We start from the raw sequence: 17265 nt of genomic DNA on the forward strand, positions 1-17265 counted from the left end.
AATACGAAACGGATTAAGGCAAAATTAAAAATGAGTCCGGTACAATACCGAACTCATTTTTATCAAGCTGCCTAATGAAATAACCGTGTCTAACTTTTAGGGGTCACTTCAATTTGTTTGCTCGTTTCACTTTATTTTAGTTCACATTTATCAAGTGGAATCACTTTTGTTTTTTTCGTAAATTTATATCCTAACCATAGTACTAAGAAGAGTGGTAAACCGATGTAAGAAACGAGTACGCCATTCCAATCGATTGATTCACCCATAAATGCACCGTAGTTTTGTCCTAAAATTACGATGATACAAAGTGTAAATGCGAAGATTGGACCAAATGGGAACCATTTTGCTCTATATGGTAAGTCTTTCAAATCTTTTCCTTGTGCAATATATGCTTTACGGAAACGGTAATGACTAATTGCAATGCCGACCCAAGCGATAAAGCCAGACATTCCTGATGCATTTAATAACCAAATGTATACAACACCGTCACCGAATAAAGAAGCAATGAAAGCGATACTACCGACAATCGATGTTACGATTAATGCGTTAACAGGTACACCGCGGCTATCTAATTTACCAAGAAACTTTGGTGCTTTTCCTTGGCGAGCTAAATCCCAAAGCATACGAGTTGATGCATACATACCAGAGTTACCAGCAGATAGTACTGCCGTTAAAATAACAGCGTTCATAACAGAAGCAGCAAAGGCAACGCCCGCTTTTTCAAAAATAAGTGTAAACGGACTTACTGTAACATCACTTGCAGCAAGGCTTTCAGTTGTATAAGGAATTAATAAACCGATAACGAGAATTGCAAGGATATAGAATAAAAGAATACGCCAAAAGATTGAACGAATCGCTTTCGGAATATTACGCTCTGGATCAGAAGTTTCACCAGCAGCTACTCCTAATAGTTCAGTACCTTGGAATGAGAAACCAGCTGCCATAAACACACCGATAATTGCCATGATACCGCCGTTAAATGGTGCATCTGCAACAGTGAAGTTTTTAAATCCAACCGTTTCACCGCCCATAATTCCAAAAATCATCATGAAACCAACAATTAAAAAGATAATAATCGTAACTACTTTAATAAGTGCGAACCAATATTCAGATTCACCAAACCCTTTAACAGACAAATAGTTTAAAAGGAAAATAATAGCTAAACATAATCCGCTCCAAATAAGAGAAGGGGTATCTGGGAACCAAAATTTCATAATTAATGTTACGGCTGCAAGTTCAGCAGCAATCGTAATTGCCCAGTTATACCAATAGTTCCATCCAAGTGCAAAGCCCAGTGATGGATCAACAAATTTTGTTGCATACGTACTAAAAGATCCAGTAACAGGCATGTAAGCTGCAAGTTCAGCTAAGCTTGTCATTAAAAAATAAACCATAATTCCAATTGCGGCGTATGCAATTAATGCGCCACCAGGTCCAGCTGTATGGATGACACCACCGCTGGCAAGAAATAGTCCGGTACCAATTGTACCACCGAGAGAAATCATCGTAAGGTGACGAGATTTTAATCCGCGTTTTAATTCACCTTGTCCTTGTGTAGTTTGCGTTTTAGAGGTAGATTGATTTGTTGCGCTATTCATGTTCAACACTCCTTTTCTTGTAGGTTAGGAAGGAGCGGGGGAGAAAAATACAAAAAACCGCCAAAGGAATTTGGCGGAACGTTTCACAAATAACCACCCCATCATACCCTTCCGTTAAGATAGCACCCCACGTTTACACGGTAATTTTGTAAACGTGACAGTTCTGTTCCTTTCGGAGACAGCCCCAGCTCATATTTCCAGAGAAGAAATATAAACTTCGGCAACTTTTCCTTTCAAACGGAGTCTTAGACATTCTCTGTATCTCGTCCGTTTTACTCTTAAAAGCCGCAACCTCTACCTCATCGGATTGATGAGGATTTATATATTGCTAAGATTTTTAATATATGGCAATTGTAATGAGTTTCTGAATATATTGCAAGATATTTTGTAGGAAAAAATCAAAAAATATCGGTTATTGTATAGGAAACGCTTGCAAAACTCCACCCGAACCTACTATTATGTAACAATAAGCAAAGAAAAAATTGTTATACAAATGTTTCGCAAAAAATATTGAAAAACCCTTCAAAAATTAAAAGAAAATTCAGAAAATATAATTCGACATTCATAATCAGGTCATATTTTTTGATATAATTAGAATAACGTATAAGCAAAAAAGGGGAAATCAAAATGAAATTAGAAACAGAAAGGCTCTATATAGTACCGTGTACAGAAGAGAGTATGCACTTTGCTAACGAGCAAGGATATAATAGTGGCCCACATATTGTAGGGCATGTAGAAAATGTAAAACAAAATAAGGATGTATTACCTTGGGGCGCGTGGTATGTCATTCGAAAAGAAGATGACATCGTTCTAGGTGATATTGGGTTTAAGGGGAAACCAAATGAGAATCAAACAGTAGAAATCGGTTATGGATTTATTGAGAAATATTGGAATCAGGGCTATGCAACAGAAGCTGTAAGAGAACTAATCGATTGGGCTTTCAAAACAGGAGAGGTAGAAACAATAATTGCAGAGACACTCCTAGATAATTATAGTTCGATGCGTGTTTTAGAAAAGTTACATATGAAGAGAGTAAATGCTACAGAAACGATGATTAATTGGAAAATAAAAAAATAAAAAAATAAAAAATACCGCTCTAAATTGGGCGGTATTTTTATAGTTATGGTAGCATTTGCTTCTGATCATTCGGATACTCAGCCGTTGATGCGTTAGGTCGATTGGAATGATTTCGAACAGCAATGAAAATAGAAATAATAACGACAAGACCAACTGCAACGTAAGAAAGTGAAATAATAGTTGGATCCACTTTAAATGTAGTAAGCAGTGTACGAATATTTGTGAAGATAATAAGACCGCCAACTAATACGCCAAGTAAATGTGCTGGAACGATGCGAACTAACCATGCAGCAATTGGTGCAGCGACAATACCGCCAAGCATTAACGCAAATACCCAAACCCAGCTTACTTGTTCCCAGCCAAGTGAAATGAAAAATCCGATTGTTGCAGCGAGTGAAACAGGAAATTCACTCGTATCTACAGATCCAATAACTTTTCTAGCTTCATTTCCTCTTGCTAGAAGAATGGGTGTCGTAATCGGCCCCCAACCACCGCCACCAGTTGAATCAACGAATCCAGCGAATAAACCAAGCGGCACAAGTTGTTTTGCAGACATACGCTTATTTGAAGCGACAATTTGTTTTTGAATGATGAATCGTAATAAAATATAAACCCCTAAAGTAAATAAAAACACGGAAATGTACGGTTTAATTACATCTCCAGGCAAATTACTTAAAAAACATGCCCCAACAAATGCACCGATTGCCCCAGGTAATGTAAGCCTGGAAACTGTATATTTATCAACGTTTCCAAATTTGATATGAGATGCGCCGGAAGCTGCAGTTGTGACGACTTCAGCTAAATGAACTGATGCAGATGCAACAGCTGGTGCAATACCAAACATTAATAATAAAGAGGAAGACGTTACCCCATACGCCATTCCAAGTGCTCCATCGATCAATTGAGCGAAAAATCCGATAATAGCAAAGACAATTAATTTCTGCATAAAAAATCCCCCTGTAATAATAAATGAAAAAGGCACTTTTCCCGTGTGAGAAAAGTGCCTTTGGTTTTTCCAATCAGCAATATTGAAATTTGTTTCATTATAATACATATTAATCATATAAATCAACTAGGTTTTTAAGTTTTTTGAATTGAATGAAAGAAAAATAAAATATACAATAAAAGGATGGAGAGAAAGGGGAGAAAGACATGTTACGATTTGATCATCTCGTTCACGCAGTTCATAGTACACCGGAGGAAGCGGCAAAAAAAATGCAGGAACTGGGATTTCATACTGCACTAGGCGGAGAGCATATTACTTGGGGTACTTGGAATAGTTTAAGTTATTTTGATTTATCATATATAGAATTTTTAGCAGTTCAACATGAAGAAAAAGCGAAAGAAGCAGAAAATCCATTAGTACAAGAAACAGTGGTGAAACTACAAAATGGAGAAGGAATGCTACAAATCGCAATCCGAACAGATGCAATTGAGGAGCTAGTAGTTAACTTTAATAAGTACGGCTTACATACGATAGGGCCATTTGAAGGGAAACGCATGAGAAAAGATGGCCGACTTTTAGAATGGAAAATGTTATTCGTTAAGCAAGAAGAGAGCGGACCGAAATTACCTTTCTTTATACAGTGGAATGAAACGGACGAAGAAAGAAGAAATGATTTACGGAAAATAGGAACAATCACTGAACATAAAAACAAAGTACAACAACTGGATACGATTCATTACGCAGTGAAAAACGTTCGAGAAACAGTGCGGAAATGGGAAGAAGTAATGGGGCTAACTGTAAGTTCGGTCGTAAAAAATGAAAAATGGAATGCTGATTGTCAAAGTGTATCGTTTGGAGATATTCAAGTACAGTTTTGTGAACCGGTTGGAGAAGGCCTAGTGCAAGAATACATAAAGAATCATGGCGAATATCCATTTGCAGTAGAGTTTAAAGGTGGAAATAAACGAGAGCATGAAGTGCTAGGTAGTTTGTACATATATTGATAGAGGTGAATGCTTTGGAAGAAATGCTTAGAGAGATAGAGAGAATACTAGAATGGCCTCGTATTGCAAAGTGTACAGCTATTTCAAAAGGTTTTTCACATGAAGAGAAGTATAAAATTGAATTAAAGAATCAAGAAACTTATTTTGTAAAAGTATGTGATACTGTTCATTTTGAACGTAAACAAGAAGAATATACGTATATGAAACAATTAGAGTCATTACATATTCCAACACCCAAGTTAATTCATTTCATAATACTTGAGAAATTAAATAAATGTGTTCAAGTATTTGAATGGACCCAAGGTATAAATGGTGAAGAAGGTTTAACGAAGTTATCGGTGGAAGAACAGTATAATGCAGGAAGAAAAGCAGGGGAAGTATTAAAGAGGATTCACTCAATTGAAAGAGAAAGTGCAAGTAATAAATGGGAAACATCTAGATGGAATAAATACGAAAGATACATAGAGGCACTAACAGATTACGAGGTGAATTTTCTGGATTTGAAGCCAGTATTAAACTTTGTAGAAAATCATAAAGATTTATTGAAAAATCGTCCAATAAGATTTTTACATGATGACTTCCATCCAGCAAATAGTATGATTCATAATAAGGAGTTTATCGTTATCGATTTTGGTGGATATGATTTTGGCGATCCAATACACGATTTTTATAATGTAGCGATTTTTACTACAAGAATAAGCAAACCATTTGCGGTTGGACAAGTTCACGGTTATTGCGGAGGAGAACCTGATCTACATTTTTGGAAACTGTACTCATTATATGCAGCGATGATATTCCCGGCTGATATCGTATGGACAAACCGAAGCACACCATATTTAGTAGATGATATGAAGGAGAGATTAAATGGAATTTTAGAAGATCATAATCATTTTTCATCTTATATTCCAAAATGGTATCAATCAAGCGAATTTAATAAATAAAGGAGTAATCTATATGGATAAAATAGCAGTAATTTCAGATATTCACGGTAATATTCAAGCATTAGAATCCGTGTTGAATGATATTAAATTAAGAGGAATCGAGCGCATTATTTGTCTTGGAGATTTAGTAGGAAAAGGACCTCATTCCAGTGAAGCAATTGAAATCATTCGTAAAGAATGTGAAGTAGTCGTAATGGGAAACTGGGATGATTTTATTACAAAGCCAACTGAATTTGAAGCATTAAAATGGCATCAAAAACAATTATCGGAAGAACAAAATGTCTATTTAAGAAGCTTACCATTTTCAATCGAGTTTTTTATGAGCGGCAAACTCATTCGTATGTTTCACGCTTCACCGAGAAGTTTGTATGAAAGAATTCAACCACACGCTTCAAGAGAAGAACGTATTAGTATGTTCGAAAATAGTGATCTGACGGAAAATATAGAAGGGGAAAGAAAACCAGATGTCGTTTGTTACGGTGACGTTCACCAAGCGTTCATTCAAAATTTCAGAGGGAAAACATTATGTAACGCCGGTAGCGTAGGAAACCCACTTGAAATCACACAAGCTTCCTATTTAATATTTGAAGGAACTTACAAAGAAAAAGAAGCAGCAAGCTTTTCTATTCAACTCGTACGAGTACCGTATGATATTGAATTAGCTATCAGATTAGCAGAAGAACTCGAAATGCCAGAAATTGAAGAGTATAAGCAAGAGTTACGGACGGCCTTATATCGGGGGTTTAAGGGGAAGTAAGCTAATAATATATCAACGATTTTTCAAATATATCTATCATAACTTAAAATATATCAACGATTTTTTCGATATATCAACGATTCGACAAAGGATATCGATTTACCGACAAATAGTGACATGAATTGTTACTTATAATTATATTATGTAAACTAATTATAAAGGGAGATATCATGAACCGAAAACAACGAATCAAAGAAATTGCAAATCATATTGTAAAGCTAAACTTAACCTATCCAACAAGAGTTGGAGTAAGTGGTATTACAGCATCAGGAAAAACAACATTTGCAAACGAATTAGCAGAAGAAATAAAAAAACGAGGATTACCAGTAACACGCGCAAGCATTGATGATTTTCATAATCCAAGAGTGATTCGCTATGCAAAAGGAAAAGAATCTGCAAGAGGGTATTATGAAGATGCACACGATTATACAGCTTTCAAAGAAAGATTATTAATGCCTTTAGGACCTAACGGGAATTTACAGTATGAAACGATTTCTCATAACTTATTAACGGATATGTCTGTACATAATGAGCCGCTATTGGCCACGCAAAATATGATATTCATAGTAGATGGAACGTTTCTATTGAAAAAAGACGTTGCGTATTTATTTGATTACAAAATCTTTGTAGATACAAATTTTGAGATTGCGAGAAAACGTGGTGCGAAGCGGGAAACTGAAGCTTTTGGAAGTTATGAAGAAGCAGAGAAGATATTTTTGAACAGATATCATGCGGCCTGTAAGATGTATATAGATGAGCATAATCCGAAAGAACTTGCAGATGTTTTATTTGAAAATAGTAAATTTGATGATCCAGTAGTTCTATTTAAAAGACATTAATACAGTTTATATAGGGAGAATGAACATTTGTTTAGATGGTTTCAAAAAAATAATAAAGTGAATGAAGAGAAGGATGGACAATATTTAGAAATCAAAAATGAACAGATAAATGAACAGTTAAAACAAAAAATAATGGAACTAGAGAGTATAAGTGAAGACATTTGCAGTAAGTATCAAAAAATATATGAAGAACGTTTTGCGCAAAATGGTAAATTAAATTTGAAGCTGTCAATTAAAAGAGATATAGACGGTGATGAATTAGAAGAACTAACATCTAAGAATTGTTTAGAGTATGAATATAGATCAGAAATTAATTTTGAATATGATGCTTCAAAATCATGGGAAGTCTGTACTATTTCGCTTTGGTATTATTACCAAGGATATCGAAAAAGTAGTAGCATAGGAACACTTTATAGCGGAACGATTAATGAATTAGAAGAAGAAGTTAAAGCAACATTGGAAGAACTGTTACATAGTGAAGATAATTAATGATTCCATTTTATATTGCGTTAAGAATGGGTTTAATTTTATGATACTAATAGGGAATAATTTAGGAAGAGAAATTTAAAGGGGATAAAAAAATGACAGAAGTACTAGAACTAAAAGAAGAACTACTACAAATTAAAAATAATAATTATGCTGTACCAGAAGACGTAGATGCATATCCATATGCGCAGTGGATGCTAGATTATATCGGATCACCTGATGCTGAATTACGTGATGATTTAATTTATAGTACGCTTCACACATGGATTACAAATGATGTATTTAGACAAAAAGAGTTAAGAGGATTAATGTTACAAGCAATTAGTCCTGATTATTTATTTTATAAAATTGGTGAAAAGGGAACAGACTCTGTATTTAAACGTGCATTCTCCGTATTAATTCCACCACTTATTTTATCTGTTCATGAAAGAGAACCGTTGTTATCGGAAGAACAATTGTACAGTGTGGCAGAACAAGTGTTGGAATATGTATATTTAGAAGAAGATGTAAGGGGCTACGTAGAAGGAAAAGGCTGGGCACACTCTACTGCACATGCAGCAGATGCGCTCGATGCGTTAGCACGTACAATTCAAAATCGTGAGTTTTCATATGCGATTCTTGCGGCTGTTCGTCAGAAGGTTCGATTGAGTGATTACGTATATGTACACTTTGAGGATGAGAGATTAGTAAAGCCAATTATGTCGTTACATAACCAAAAGCTTTTAACTGAAGAAGAGTGGAGCAATTGGCTACATAGTATAGCAACTGTTGAGGACATCCGACATCCGCAGCATGCTATTTTAGTACAAAATATTAGAGCTTTCTTAAGAAGTTTATATTTTAGAGTTTTAGAGACAGAGGGTAATACAGCCTTTACAGATGATGTATTGGAGACTTTGAAAGGGTTGCGTAGGTATTAAAATAATCCATAATTAGAAACAAAGAATACATGTTCATTTTGAAAAATTTATTAGAAATTTATTTTTACATTGTACCCTTTTAGTATAGGCTGAAAGGGGTGTCAAATGAAAAAATTATTAAAGTCAGTGAAAATAATATTTTTAATATGTATTAGTATGATTTTCTTTGGAACAGGAGCTGTATTTATATATCATAACTATCAATTAAAAATGGAATCGGAATTAATGAACAATGAAGGCGAACTTGTTAATTTCGATAATAAAAAATTGAATGTTTATAATGAGGGGAGCGGGGAGGATACGTTTGTATTTATGGCCGGATCTGGAATTGCCGCTCCTGTTTATGAATTGAAAGGCTTATATAGTAAATTTTCGAAAGAAAACAAGATTTCTGTAATTGAGAGAGCTGGTTATGGATACAGTGATGTTTTTCAAGATGAGAGAGATATTGATACGATATTAGAACAAACAAGAGAAGCGCTTATTCGAAGTGGAAATAAACCACCATACATCTTAGTACCACACTCTCTATCGGGTATAGAGGCTATTTATTGGGCACAAAAATATCCGGGTGAAGTAAAAGGGATTATTGCATTAGATATTGGTTTACCTAAACAGTACGTAACTCATAAAATAGGCATGGTGGATTCATTAAAAATAAAAGGGATGAATATTTTAACGAAAATTGGTTTTCAGAGATTAGCTCCCTCTATTACTTATAATCCCCAGGTCATTAAGCAATCCTTTTTAAACGAACAAGAAAAAGAAATTTATAAAGCGCTTACATACAAAAGAGCTTTTAATGATGATATGAAGCAAGAACTTTTACAAAGCTATAATAACAGTAAAAAATCGAATTCCTTATCAATCCCAAAAGAAACACCTATTTTATTTATAGATGCAATTGCTAGGCAAAATAAAGATTCAAAGTATACAAAGCAAAAAAATAAAGATTATAGGGAGTTTGCTAGCGAGTTATTAAGAGCTGATGTGAAAATAATTGAAGGCACACATAGTATTTATTTATACGCTCCTGATGAAATATACAAATTTGCTATGAATTTTATTAATAATAAAGTAGTGAAGAACTAAGCTATTGCTATGATAGCAATGAAAGGTCTACATAATGAAAGCATATAACGTATTAATTGTTGAAGACGATTTAATTATAGGAGATTTATTACAAAAAATTTTGCAGCGCGAGAAGTATAATGTGCATTGGGAGAAAGAGGGAAGGAAAGTTCTTGGTGTAATTCATGAAATAGATTTAGTCATAATGGATGTTATGTTACCAGGCGAAGATGGTTATCAAATTACAAAAAAAATAAAAAATCTAGGGTTAAATATTCCGATTATATTTCTATCAGCTCGGAATGATATGGATAGTAAACTAAAAGGTTTGACTATTGGAGAAGAATACATGATAAAACCTTTTGACCCTAGAGAGTTGTTGTTAAGGATTCAGAAAATGTTAGATAATCAATATGGTACCTTCACGCAAATTAACCATTTATTTATAGATGCAGAATATAAAAGAGTTTTTATAAATGGTTTGCGTAATGAAGTTGCTTTTACAGCAATTGAACGTAAAATATTCTTCTATTTATATGAAAATAGAGATAGAATTTTATCGAAAGAACATTTCTATGATTACCTATGGCAACTCGAAGATAGAAATCAAAATATCATGAACGTACATATAAAGAAAATTAGGACCAAAATTGATGATAAAACAGGTGATATTATACAGAACATATATGGAGAAGGGTATAGACTAAATACCTACATGAAGAAATGAACTTAAAGAAAAAATATCAGTTACTACTATTCTCCGCTATTATTAGCGTACCACTGTTATTGTTGTCGATTAGTATCTTTGTATCAGTTATTTATAATGTTGTCTTTAAAACTAAAAATAAGAACATCCCTTTTCACGAATCCTATGCATATCCTACTATGTTAATCATATTTTTATTATCACTATTAGTATTAGCTTTTGTATTTTCAAAGTCGATTAACACCGTATTAAACAAAATTAATATATTAAATCAAACAATTCGAGATTTAGCTAGTGATAAAAAAATCCCTAATATAATAGATGTTAAAAGCGATGATGAAATGGGAGAACTGATTAAATCAGTAAACTTGCTTATAGAAAGAACAACTTATCGAGAATTGGAATTACAGCAACAGGAACAAATAAAAAAGGAACTATTAAATAAATTACGGCATGATATTAATACACCCTTAACAGCGGTCAGATTACAATTATATTATTTAGAAGGTGAGTACAAGGAACAAGTACCAGTAATTGAATCACTTTATGATCAGATACAATATATAAGTGATTTAACTAACGAATTTAATATTCAATCTACAGAAACCTTAGAGAATACTTATATTGTGCATGATGAAGTGAATATACACAATTTAATAGAAAATATGATTAAAAAATGGAGCTATTTGTATAGCATTCATAAAATTGAATTAGTATATAATCCACAAGATAAAGAGTTGATATGGAATAGTAATGAGTTATGGATTCAAAGGCTATTTGATAATGTTTTTCAAAATGTCCTTAAACATTCAGAAGCTAAAAAACTGAAAATCATTATAGATAAAGATGTTGTTTCTTTTAGAGATAATGGGATTGGGTTTGATATAAATAGTAAAGGAACGGGACTTGGTTTGAAAAATATTGAAGATATATCAAAGATGTTCGATATAAAATACACTTTACAATCAAATAGTGAGGGGACAATTTTTTCATTTGAAAATACTAAAGTTTAGAGCAAATTACATAAAATCAACATCTCCCAACCATACTAATAAAATGTGTTGGAGGTGAGTTTTATGGTCAAAAAAGACTTTGAAAAAGGGTATAATGATTATTTACATCAAGGGGAAGAGCAAGCTCAATTTGAAGTAGGCCATGAAGTCAATTCAGGAGCAGAACAAATAGTTGCCGTTCGTAAAAATGATGATGGAGATTTAATAGCGTTTAAAACAAGTAGCGGGAGAGAGTTAGATTATATGACTGCTCTTAATGAAGCAAAATCAGGGAAGTTAGCTCATGTGGACGTATTTCATAAGTATGGTAGAGATATTATACGTAGTGAACCGGATGGAATAAAAGAAAATAACTTAGATAATTTACCTTCATTTTAAACGGGTAAACCTCAAGAAGAGAATGTTCATTACGATATTCTCTTCTTTGTTTTGCGAAGTTTTCCTTGCAAATAGACGATTCATTTTTAAAGTGCGATCATACTTTTAAAGAGCTCTCTAAATTTCTCTTTATCTTCTGCTGTAAATGGTTTCGGTCCCTTTGTACGTTTACCACTTTTTCGAACCATTGCACTTAAATATCGTGTTTGTAACAATTGTTCAATGTTATCATTCGAATACTTATAGCCTTTATGGTGTAGAACGATACAGCCTTTTGCTAAAGCGAGCGAAGCAAGACCGTAATCTTGTGTTACGATTAAATCTTCTTTTTTTGCTAACTGCATAATTCGGTAATCTGCAGCATCTGCCCCGGAATCAACATAAATTGTTTCCACACCTTTAGGTTGCTGAGCATTAGAATAATGAGAAAAGCTAGTAACGAGGGTTACAGGGATTTCTGCATTCGTAGCTTCAAAAATAATTACATCTTTTACAGGACAAGCATCTGCATCAACGTAAATTTTCATTTTTATCACTCCTATAACTAGGTTCGTGTTGATAATAATGGTAGATTTTTCTTTTGTCAAACGAGAAAGCTTTATCTCACGTTATTTTTCACAAACCAAAATAGCCTCCCGCAAACGAGAAATACCTTCCTCAATTTGATTAATATTCACTTTTCCATAAGATAAACGTATATAACCATCTTTTGCGCCGAAAATACTCCCTGGCATAAAAGCAATTTCTTGTTTTAAACTTTGCATAATAAGTTGTTTTTCGTTTATCGGTTCTTTTAATTTTCCCCATATGTATATTCCACCGGTCGGATTTGAAAAAGAGATTTTATCATGAAGTTGCTCGTTTAAGGCGCGAACGATAACGTCTCTTTTTTCTGCTAGTTGTTTTCGTAACGGTACGATATGAGACTGAAATGGTACGGTTTCAAAAAATTGTTGCATAAGCCACTGCGGGAATATGCTCATACCTAATTCCATTTGGTGCCTTGCGTCGGATAACCTTTCTACTACAGACTGCGGGGCAACAAGCCAACCAACTCGTAAGCCTGGTGCAATCATTTTTGATAAAGAATGTACATAAATGACAGTTCCGTTTTCATCTATTGATTTCAAAGTAGGACAAGGTTGTTTCTTTTCTAGCGTCAGCAAACTAGATGGATCATCTTCAACGATTGCAATTCGTAAATCTGCACAAAGTGATAATAGTTTTTTTCTACGGTTTGGATGAAGCATCGTTCCCGTAGGGTTTTGGAAATTTGGATTTAAAAAGATCATTTTAATACGGTGTTTTCTATATAACTCCTGTACATCATCTGGGTTAATCCCATGTTCATCAACAGGTAATGGGAAAATACGAATACCTGCTGATTGGAATAGAGGCAGGGAATAACAGTGTGAAGGACTTTCGAAAGCAACAGCATCACCTGGATTTAATAAACATTGCACGATAAGGTGAAGTGCTTGCTGTGCGCCAGATGTAATCATAATGGATTGTTCAGTCGCCTCAACTTTTAAATATTCCTTCATATATTTTACGACCGCTTGTCTTAGCGGGAGATAGCCTTGCGGATGATCGTAACTTAATGAATGCGTTAACGGTTGTTCACGTAAAATCGCTTGTAGTTGATCGTGGGGATAAAGATTACAACCGAGCTCTCCGTTTGCAAAATCAATAATATTTTCATTTTGTTGTACTTCTGCCCGAATATGGCGAAGTAGTGGTAAGTTTGGTAAAAAAGTACCACCTTCTACGAAATTTCTCCAGTTCGGCGTTAATGTTGGAGAAACACCCCACATATGTGTACTCACGCGTGTTCCTTTACCAGTCGTACTCTCTACAATTCCCATAGCACGTAGTTCATTATAAGCAGTCGTTACTGTACTTCTGTTTACATTTAACTGCGTAGCTAATTTCCGTTCTGAAGGGAGGAAGCTTCCTGGAGGAAGTTCTCCATATGTAATACGTTTTTCAATAAAGTCAACAACTTGCTGATAAATAGGGATTTTACTGTCACTATCTAGTTTCCATTCCATAAAAAACGCCTCCGTATCTCTTATATACATCAAGTATAGCAAATTGGCTGGGTAAAAAAACAGCCAATTGGACGGTGTTATATCCAGCCAATTTTACTATGCTAAATAGGGAAGGGGAGATTCGGATGAAACGATGGCAAATGGAATGGCTCCTAGTATCAGTTGCATTAGTATGGGGAGCAAATTATACAATAGGAAAGTATGGAGTGGCATATATGTCATCCATTCAATTTAATAGTTTACGATTTTTAGTAGCATCACCGGTATTATTACTTATCACTTTTATGATGGAACGCTCATTACGTATTGAAAGAAAAGATTGGTTACGATTAGTAGCAGTCGGTATCGTTGGTACAACAATGTATCAAACGATGTTTATGCTATCTGTGAAATATACTTCAGCAACAAACGCCTCATTATTAATTGCAATGTCACCTATTTTTACAGGGATATTAGCAGTATTGCACAAACAAGAACGTTTTTCGATGAAAGTACAAATTGGTTCAATAGTGGCCTTTGTTGGTGCAGCATTCGTTTTATTAACAGGGCATACAGGAGGAGCTACTTACGAATATGCGTGGCTCGGAAACATAATTGGATTAGTCGCAGCGATTGCGTGGGGATGGTACCCAATATTAGCGCAACCTCTTATAACAAAATATTCCGCAATGAGAGTCACATCTTGGTCAACTTTAATTGGGATTGTACCTCTCGTTGTATATTGTTTATTCAACGTAAATACATTAACGTGGCCAGTAGACATGCCAAGCTGGGGGTCTCTAGCATATTCAATCGTCTTCGCGACAATCTTCGGACTTGCAATGTGGTATGTCGGTATTAGTAAAATAGGCTCAACGAAAGTAATGGTTTATATGTATCTTGTACCATTGTTCGCAGTTATCTTCGCGGCAGTAACTATCGGAGAGCAAATCAACATGATGCAACTCGTTGGCGGACTTATAATCTTTATCGGCTTATATGTTGTAAAAAAGGGTGGAATTCAAAAGCCAGCTCTCAATTTGAAAAAAGTAAGTTAACAATAAAAAGGATCTCTTTCATATAGAAGGAGATCCTTTTGGTTTTTGTAATAAAAGCGCTTGTTCAACAGCCCATTTTTGATGATCATGAATGAGAAGCTCTACAGCAAGTAAAGGAGACATCCACCGCAAAACATGATCTTCCTCACAGTTTTCAGTTTGTGTCTGCACCATGTTCGCAATATAAAAAAATCCATCGTTTAAATAATATGTATCTTCTTTTTCCGCATAAAAATATCGCATTGCATTACCGATATATTGATTAATTTCAATTGCCCATCCTAATTCCTCTAGTAGTTCACGATGTAAGCATTCATCTTTTGTTTCGGTACCTTCCATACCGCCACCAGGTAAAAAATAACGGTCTCCTTTTTGGATAATAGCAATGTTTGAAGAAGTTGAGTTAAAAATAATTGCATAACAACTAGGCCGTAATACATATTGCTCAGTAGGCTTTTTATAACCAAAAATAAGTTTAGATATCATAAAACACGTCACCTCTCTATAAAATACACAAAAGGAATAATAAGGTAAAAATAGAATTGTATAAGTATAATCTTACGAGATTGGAGTGATAACAAAATGATAAATCGAAAGTGTTCGCGCTGTAAAGAAATTACAGGTACATTGCACGGTGGTAAAAAAATTAAGGAAGAATTTCTATGTGAGGACTGTTTACAAAAAGGAATTGCGAGCGGTGAAATCGAATTATCACAAGTGGAGCAAGAACAAACTTCGTATCTTTCTATAAAAATATTAAAAATAATGAGTGTGATTTATTTAATAGCATCTATTTTAATGGCTTTTTCAACCGGTCCATTTATACATAATATAGGGTTTGATGAAATGTCCATTTCAGGATCAGAATTAGGTTTAATAAGTATTGTTATGCTAGGTTCTTTATTCCAGTCTGTTCTTGTATTTTGCGGGATATGGGTATTCATCCTTTTAGTAGAAACAGTCATTAAAATTTATGAAAAAATGAAGTGAGTGAGAGGGAGAAACATATGCGAGTAAGAAACATCCAAGGGGAAGATTATGTAAAGATTCATTCTGTTTTAAATGATTGGTGGGGCGGGAGAGACATGGCTGCCATGTTGCCAAAATTGTTTTTCGTTCACTTTCAAGAAACGAGTTTTATCATTGAAGAAGATGGCGAAACGTTAGGTTTCTTATGCGGATTCTTTTCGCAAACGCATAAAGAGGAAGCGTACGTTCATTTTATTGGAGTAAATCCGAAGTATAGAAGAAGAGGAATCGCATCGACATTGTATTCTTATTTCTTCGATGTAGCTCGTGCAAACAATCGTAAAGTTATAAAAGCAATCACGTCACCGGTTAATAAAAAATCGATACAGTTTCATAGGGAGATTGGCTTTCAAATTGAGGCTGGGGATGATGAGATAGAGGGTGTATCGGTACATACAAATTATGATAGGAACGGCGGGAGTAGAGTTTTATTTTTGAAACATGTGTAAAAGTAGGCTAGCGAAAAGTTAGCCTTTTTGTTGTGAGGAGCTAGAAATATGGAGAGTAAACAAAGTAGAAATGAATACTTACGACGCATTTATAAAGTGCAAGATTATATAGAATCAAACATAAATGATTCACTTTCAATTGAAGAGTTAGCGGATGTAGCAGGATTTTCAAAGTTTCATTTTCATCGGATTTTTAAGGGGATAGTAAACGAGTCATTATCACGGTATGTAAACCGATTGAAGTTAGAAAGGGCCACACATCTACTTACATATCGGACAGATATGACGATTACAGATATTGCATATCACTTCGGATTCACAGATTCAGCAGTTTTCTCCCGAACATTTAAAAATTATTACGGCGTAAGTCCATCTCAATATCGAAACGACAATAGCAAGAATTGCAAAGACGTAAGGGGAATTCCTCAATACAATGAATGTAAGAAGGTTCGAGGAAATGTTGAAATTGTAACAGCAGACAATATAAACGTCGCATACATAAGACATATCGGTACATATGAAGAGTTAACTATAGCTTTTCCGAAAATGATAGAGAAATTATTTCATTACGCAGCTAAGCAAAACTATCATGTATTTGAGGATACGAAAGTATTAACCATTTACCACGATCATCATGAATTTACTGAGGACTATCATTTAAGAACAAGTTTATGTATAACAATTTCAGATGAATCCACAGTAGAAACGAACGACGTTGGAATAATGGTAATACCTTCTGGAAAGTATGCAGTAGGACATTTTGAAATATGCCAAGATGAATATAAAGGAGCATGGGACTTTATATACGGTGAGTGGCTTCCAAATAGCGGATATAAACCGAGAGATTCGTATCCTTTTGAAGTATATAAAAATGATCCAAAGCAGCATCCAAAGCATAAACATATAGTTGAAATATATGTACCTATCGAACCTTTTTAATTATAGGTTAAAGGGGAAGGAATA

20 protein-coding genes and 1 riboswitch are annotated in these 17265 nt (G+C 34.4%); of the genes, 15 read left to right on the plus strand and 5 right to left on the minus strand.

The genetic code is table 11. The annotated features are described in order from the left end of the window. Nucleotides 1-131: 131 nt before the first annotated feature. Nucleotides 132-1598: an amino acid permease gene (locus ACTFO4_RS24285; protein WP_001083395.1), complete on the minus strand. Its 1467-nt coding sequence runs from the start codon at nucleotides 1596-1598 to the stop codon at nucleotides 132-134. Between the two features lie 112 nt (nucleotides 1599-1710). Further along, a riboswitch (Lysine riboswitch) is annotated at nucleotides 1711-1903 on the minus strand. Nucleotides 1904-2225: 322 nt separating this feature from the next. Between ACTFO4_RS24285 and ACTFO4_RS24290 the strand changes: the two genes are divergently transcribed. Beyond that, nucleotides 2226-2675, plus strand: a complete 450-nt coding sequence (locus ACTFO4_RS24290; RefSeq protein ID WP_326235056.1) for a GNAT family N-acetyltransferase — start codon at nucleotides 2226-2228, stop codon at nucleotides 2673-2675. Between the two features lie 43 nt (nucleotides 2676-2718). Here the strand turns inward: ACTFO4_RS24290 and ACTFO4_RS24295 are convergent, their stop codons facing one another. Further along, nucleotides 2719-3729 carry a sulfite exporter TauE/SafE family protein gene (locus ACTFO4_RS24295; protein ID WP_326235104.1) on the minus strand — a complete coding sequence of 337 codons (1011 nt, stop codon included), beginning with the start codon at nucleotides 3727-3729 and terminating at the stop codon, nucleotides 2719-2721. A 98-nt stretch (nucleotides 3730-3827) separates the two neighbouring features. Between ACTFO4_RS24295 and ACTFO4_RS24300 the strand changes: the two genes are divergently transcribed. From ACTFO4_RS24300 to ACTFO4_RS24345, 10 genes are all read left to right on the plus strand, one after another. Next, nucleotides 3828-4625 (plus strand): VOC family protein, encoded by a 798-nt coding sequence (locus ACTFO4_RS24300; RefSeq protein WP_000943361.1) that lies wholly within the window; start codon nucleotides 3828-3830, stop codon nucleotides 4623-4625. A 14-nt stretch (nucleotides 4626-4639) separates the two neighbouring features. Continuing rightward, on the plus strand, nucleotides 4640-5566 hold the full coding sequence (locus ACTFO4_RS24305; RefSeq protein WP_000392073.1) for an aminoglycoside phosphotransferase family protein: 927 nt from the start codon (nucleotides 4640-4642) through the stop codon (nucleotides 5564-5566). A gap of 13 nt (nucleotides 5567-5579) precedes the next feature. Continuing rightward, on the plus strand, nucleotides 5580-6323 hold the full coding sequence (locus ACTFO4_RS24310; RefSeq protein ID WP_326235055.1) for a metallophosphoesterase family protein: 744 nt from the start codon (nucleotides 5580-5582) through the stop codon (nucleotides 6321-6323). A gap of 170 nt (nucleotides 6324-6493) precedes the next feature. Further along, nucleotides 6494-7162 (plus strand): hypothetical protein, encoded by a 669-nt coding sequence (locus tag ACTFO4_RS24315; protein WP_326235054.1) that lies wholly within the window; start codon nucleotides 6494-6496, stop codon nucleotides 7160-7162. Nucleotides 7163-7189: 27 nt separating this feature from the next. Then, nucleotides 7190-7651, plus strand: coding sequence for a hypothetical protein (locus ACTFO4_RS24320; RefSeq protein WP_000490271.1), 462 nt, complete (start codon nucleotides 7190-7192; stop codon nucleotides 7649-7651). A gap of 92 nt (nucleotides 7652-7743) precedes the next feature. Then, a complete protein-coding gene (locus ACTFO4_RS24325) occupies nucleotides 7744-8568 on the plus strand; it encodes a DUF2785 domain-containing protein (protein WP_326235053.1) in 825 nt (274 codons plus the stop codon). 105 nt (nucleotides 8569-8673) lie between these two features. Next, entirely contained in the window at nucleotides 8674-9660 is a 987-nt protein-coding gene (locus ACTFO4_RS24330; RefSeq protein WP_000734906.1) for an alpha/beta hydrolase, read from the plus strand. A 34-nt stretch (nucleotides 9661-9694) separates the two neighbouring features. Continuing rightward, nucleotides 9695-10366, plus strand: coding sequence for a response regulator transcription factor (locus ACTFO4_RS24335; protein WP_326235052.1), 672 nt, complete (start codon nucleotides 9695-9697; stop codon nucleotides 10364-10366). Further along, complete coding sequence (locus ACTFO4_RS24340; protein WP_069355844.1) at nucleotides 10363-11358, plus strand: sensor histidine kinase; 996 nt, start codon at nucleotides 10363-10365, stop codon at nucleotides 11356-11358. The genes ACTFO4_RS24335 and ACTFO4_RS24340 overlap by 4 nt, the downstream gene beginning before the upstream one ends. A gap of 63 nt (nucleotides 11359-11421) precedes the next feature. Next, complete coding sequence (locus tag ACTFO4_RS24345; protein ID WP_326235051.1) at nucleotides 11422-11736, plus strand: DUF3892 domain-containing protein; 315 nt, start codon at nucleotides 11422-11424, stop codon at nucleotides 11734-11736. An 86-nt stretch (nucleotides 11737-11822) separates the two neighbouring features. Here the strand turns inward: ACTFO4_RS24345 and ACTFO4_RS24350 are convergent, their stop codons facing one another. After that, on the minus strand, nucleotides 11823-12263 hold the full coding sequence (locus ACTFO4_RS24350) for a YaiI/YqxD family protein (protein WP_098582834.1): 441 nt from the start codon (nucleotides 12261-12263) through the stop codon (nucleotides 11823-11825). 81 nt (nucleotides 12264-12344) lie between these two features. Continuing rightward, nucleotides 12345-13787, minus strand: coding sequence for a MocR-like pyridoxine biosynthesis transcription factor PdxR (pdxR, locus tag ACTFO4_RS24355; protein ID WP_060851978.1), 1443 nt, complete (start codon nucleotides 13785-13787; stop codon nucleotides 12345-12347). 125 nt (nucleotides 13788-13912) lie between these two features. On the opposite strand from pdxR, the gene ACTFO4_RS24360 reads away from it, so the two are divergent. Next, nucleotides 13913-14824, plus strand: coding sequence for a DMT family transporter (locus ACTFO4_RS24360; protein WP_410987932.1), 912 nt, complete (start codon nucleotides 13913-13915; stop codon nucleotides 14822-14824). A gap of 18 nt (nucleotides 14825-14842) precedes the next feature. Here the strand turns inward: ACTFO4_RS24360 and ACTFO4_RS24365 are convergent, their stop codons facing one another. Then, nucleotides 14843-15310, minus strand: a complete 468-nt coding sequence (locus ACTFO4_RS24365) for an NUDIX hydrolase (RefSeq protein WP_000623966.1) — start codon at nucleotides 15308-15310, stop codon at nucleotides 14843-14845. Nucleotides 15311-15406: 96 nt separating this feature from the next. Here ACTFO4_RS24365 and ACTFO4_RS24370 point away from each other — a divergent pair, with 96 nt between their 5' ends. From ACTFO4_RS24370 to ACTFO4_RS24380, 3 genes are read left to right on the plus strand one after another with little or no spacing between them, the layout of a single operon-like run. Next, entirely contained in the window at nucleotides 15407-15814 is a 408-nt protein-coding gene (locus ACTFO4_RS24370; RefSeq protein WP_410987933.1) for a DUF3980 domain-containing protein, read from the plus strand. Between the two features lie 17 nt (nucleotides 15815-15831). Continuing rightward, nucleotides 15832-16302 carry a GNAT family N-acetyltransferase gene (locus tag ACTFO4_RS24375; protein ID WP_410987934.1) on the plus strand — a complete coding sequence of 157 codons (471 nt, stop codon included), beginning with the start codon at nucleotides 15832-15834 and terminating at the stop codon, nucleotides 16300-16302. Between the two features lie 48 nt (nucleotides 16303-16350). Next, nucleotides 16351-17241 (plus strand): AraC family transcriptional regulator, encoded by an 891-nt coding sequence (locus ACTFO4_RS24380; protein ID WP_078421514.1) that lies wholly within the window; start codon nucleotides 16351-16353, stop codon nucleotides 17239-17241. Nucleotides 17242-17265: the final 24 nt, after the last annotated feature.

Source organism: Bacillus cereus group sp. MYBKT14-1 (genome assembly GCF_051915185.1).
Lineage (GTDB): Bacteria > Bacillota > Bacilli > Bacillales > Bacillaceae_G > Bacillus_A > Bacillus_A cereus.

Coding starts and splice junctions, on each gene's coding strand:
- ACTFO4_RS24360 (WP_410987932.1), top strand. CDS start 13,913: ATGAAACGATGGCAAATGGAATGGCTCCTAGTATCAGTTGCATTAGTA.
- ACTFO4_RS24330 (WP_000734906.1), top strand. CDS start 8,674: ATGAAAAAATTATTAAAGTCAGTGAAAATAATATTTTTAATATGTATT.
- pdxR (WP_060851978.1), bottom strand. CDS start 13,787: ATGGAATGGAAACTAGATAGTGACAGTAAAATCCCTATTTATCAGCAA.
- ACTFO4_RS24290 (WP_326235056.1), top strand. CDS start 2,226: ATGAAATTAGAAACAGAAAGGCTCTATATAGTACCGTGTACAGAAGAG.
- ACTFO4_RS24375 (WP_410987934.1), top strand. CDS start 15,832: ATGCGAGTAAGAAACATCCAAGGGGAAGATTATGTAAAGATTCATTCT.
- ACTFO4_RS24310 (WP_326235055.1), top strand. CDS start 5,580: ATGGATAAAATAGCAGTAATTTCAGATATTCACGGTAATATTCAAGCA.
- ACTFO4_RS24335 (WP_326235052.1), top strand. CDS start 9,695: ATGAAAGCATATAACGTATTAATTGTTGAAGACGATTTAATTATAGGA.
- ACTFO4_RS24300 (WP_000943361.1), top strand. CDS start 3,828: ATGTTACGATTTGATCATCTCGTTCACGCAGTTCATAGTACACCGGAG.
- ACTFO4_RS24350 (WP_098582834.1), bottom strand. CDS start 12,263: ATGAAAATTTACGTTGATGCAGATGCTTGTCCTGTAAAAGATGTAATT.
- ACTFO4_RS24315 (WP_326235054.1), top strand. CDS start 6,494: ATGAACCGAAAACAACGAATCAAAGAAATTGCAAATCATATTGTAAAG.
- ACTFO4_RS24380 (WP_078421514.1), top strand. CDS start 16,351: ATGGAGAGTAAACAAAGTAGAAATGAATACTTACGACGCATTTATAAA.
- ACTFO4_RS24345 (WP_326235051.1), top strand. CDS start 11,422: ATGGTCAAAAAAGACTTTGAAAAAGGGTATAATGATTATTTACATCAA.
- ACTFO4_RS24325 (WP_326235053.1), top strand. CDS start 7,744: ATGACAGAAGTACTAGAACTAAAAGAAGAACTACTACAAATTAAAAAT.
- ACTFO4_RS24340 (WP_069355844.1), top strand. CDS start 10,363: ATGAACTTAAAGAAAAAATATCAGTTACTACTATTCTCCGCTATTATT.
- ACTFO4_RS24370 (WP_410987933.1), top strand. CDS start 15,407: ATGATAAATCGAAAGTGTTCGCGCTGTAAAGAAATTACAGGTACATTG.
- ACTFO4_RS24295 (WP_326235104.1), bottom strand. CDS start 3,729: ATGTATTATAATGAAACAAATTTCAATATTGCTGATTGGAAAAACCAA.
- ACTFO4_RS24285 (WP_001083395.1), bottom strand. CDS start 1,598: ATGAATAGCGCAACAAATCAATCTACCTCTAAAACGCAAACTACACAA.
- ACTFO4_RS24365 (WP_000623966.1), bottom strand. CDS start 15,310: ATGATATCTAAACTTATTTTTGGTTATAAAAAGCCTACTGAGCAATAT.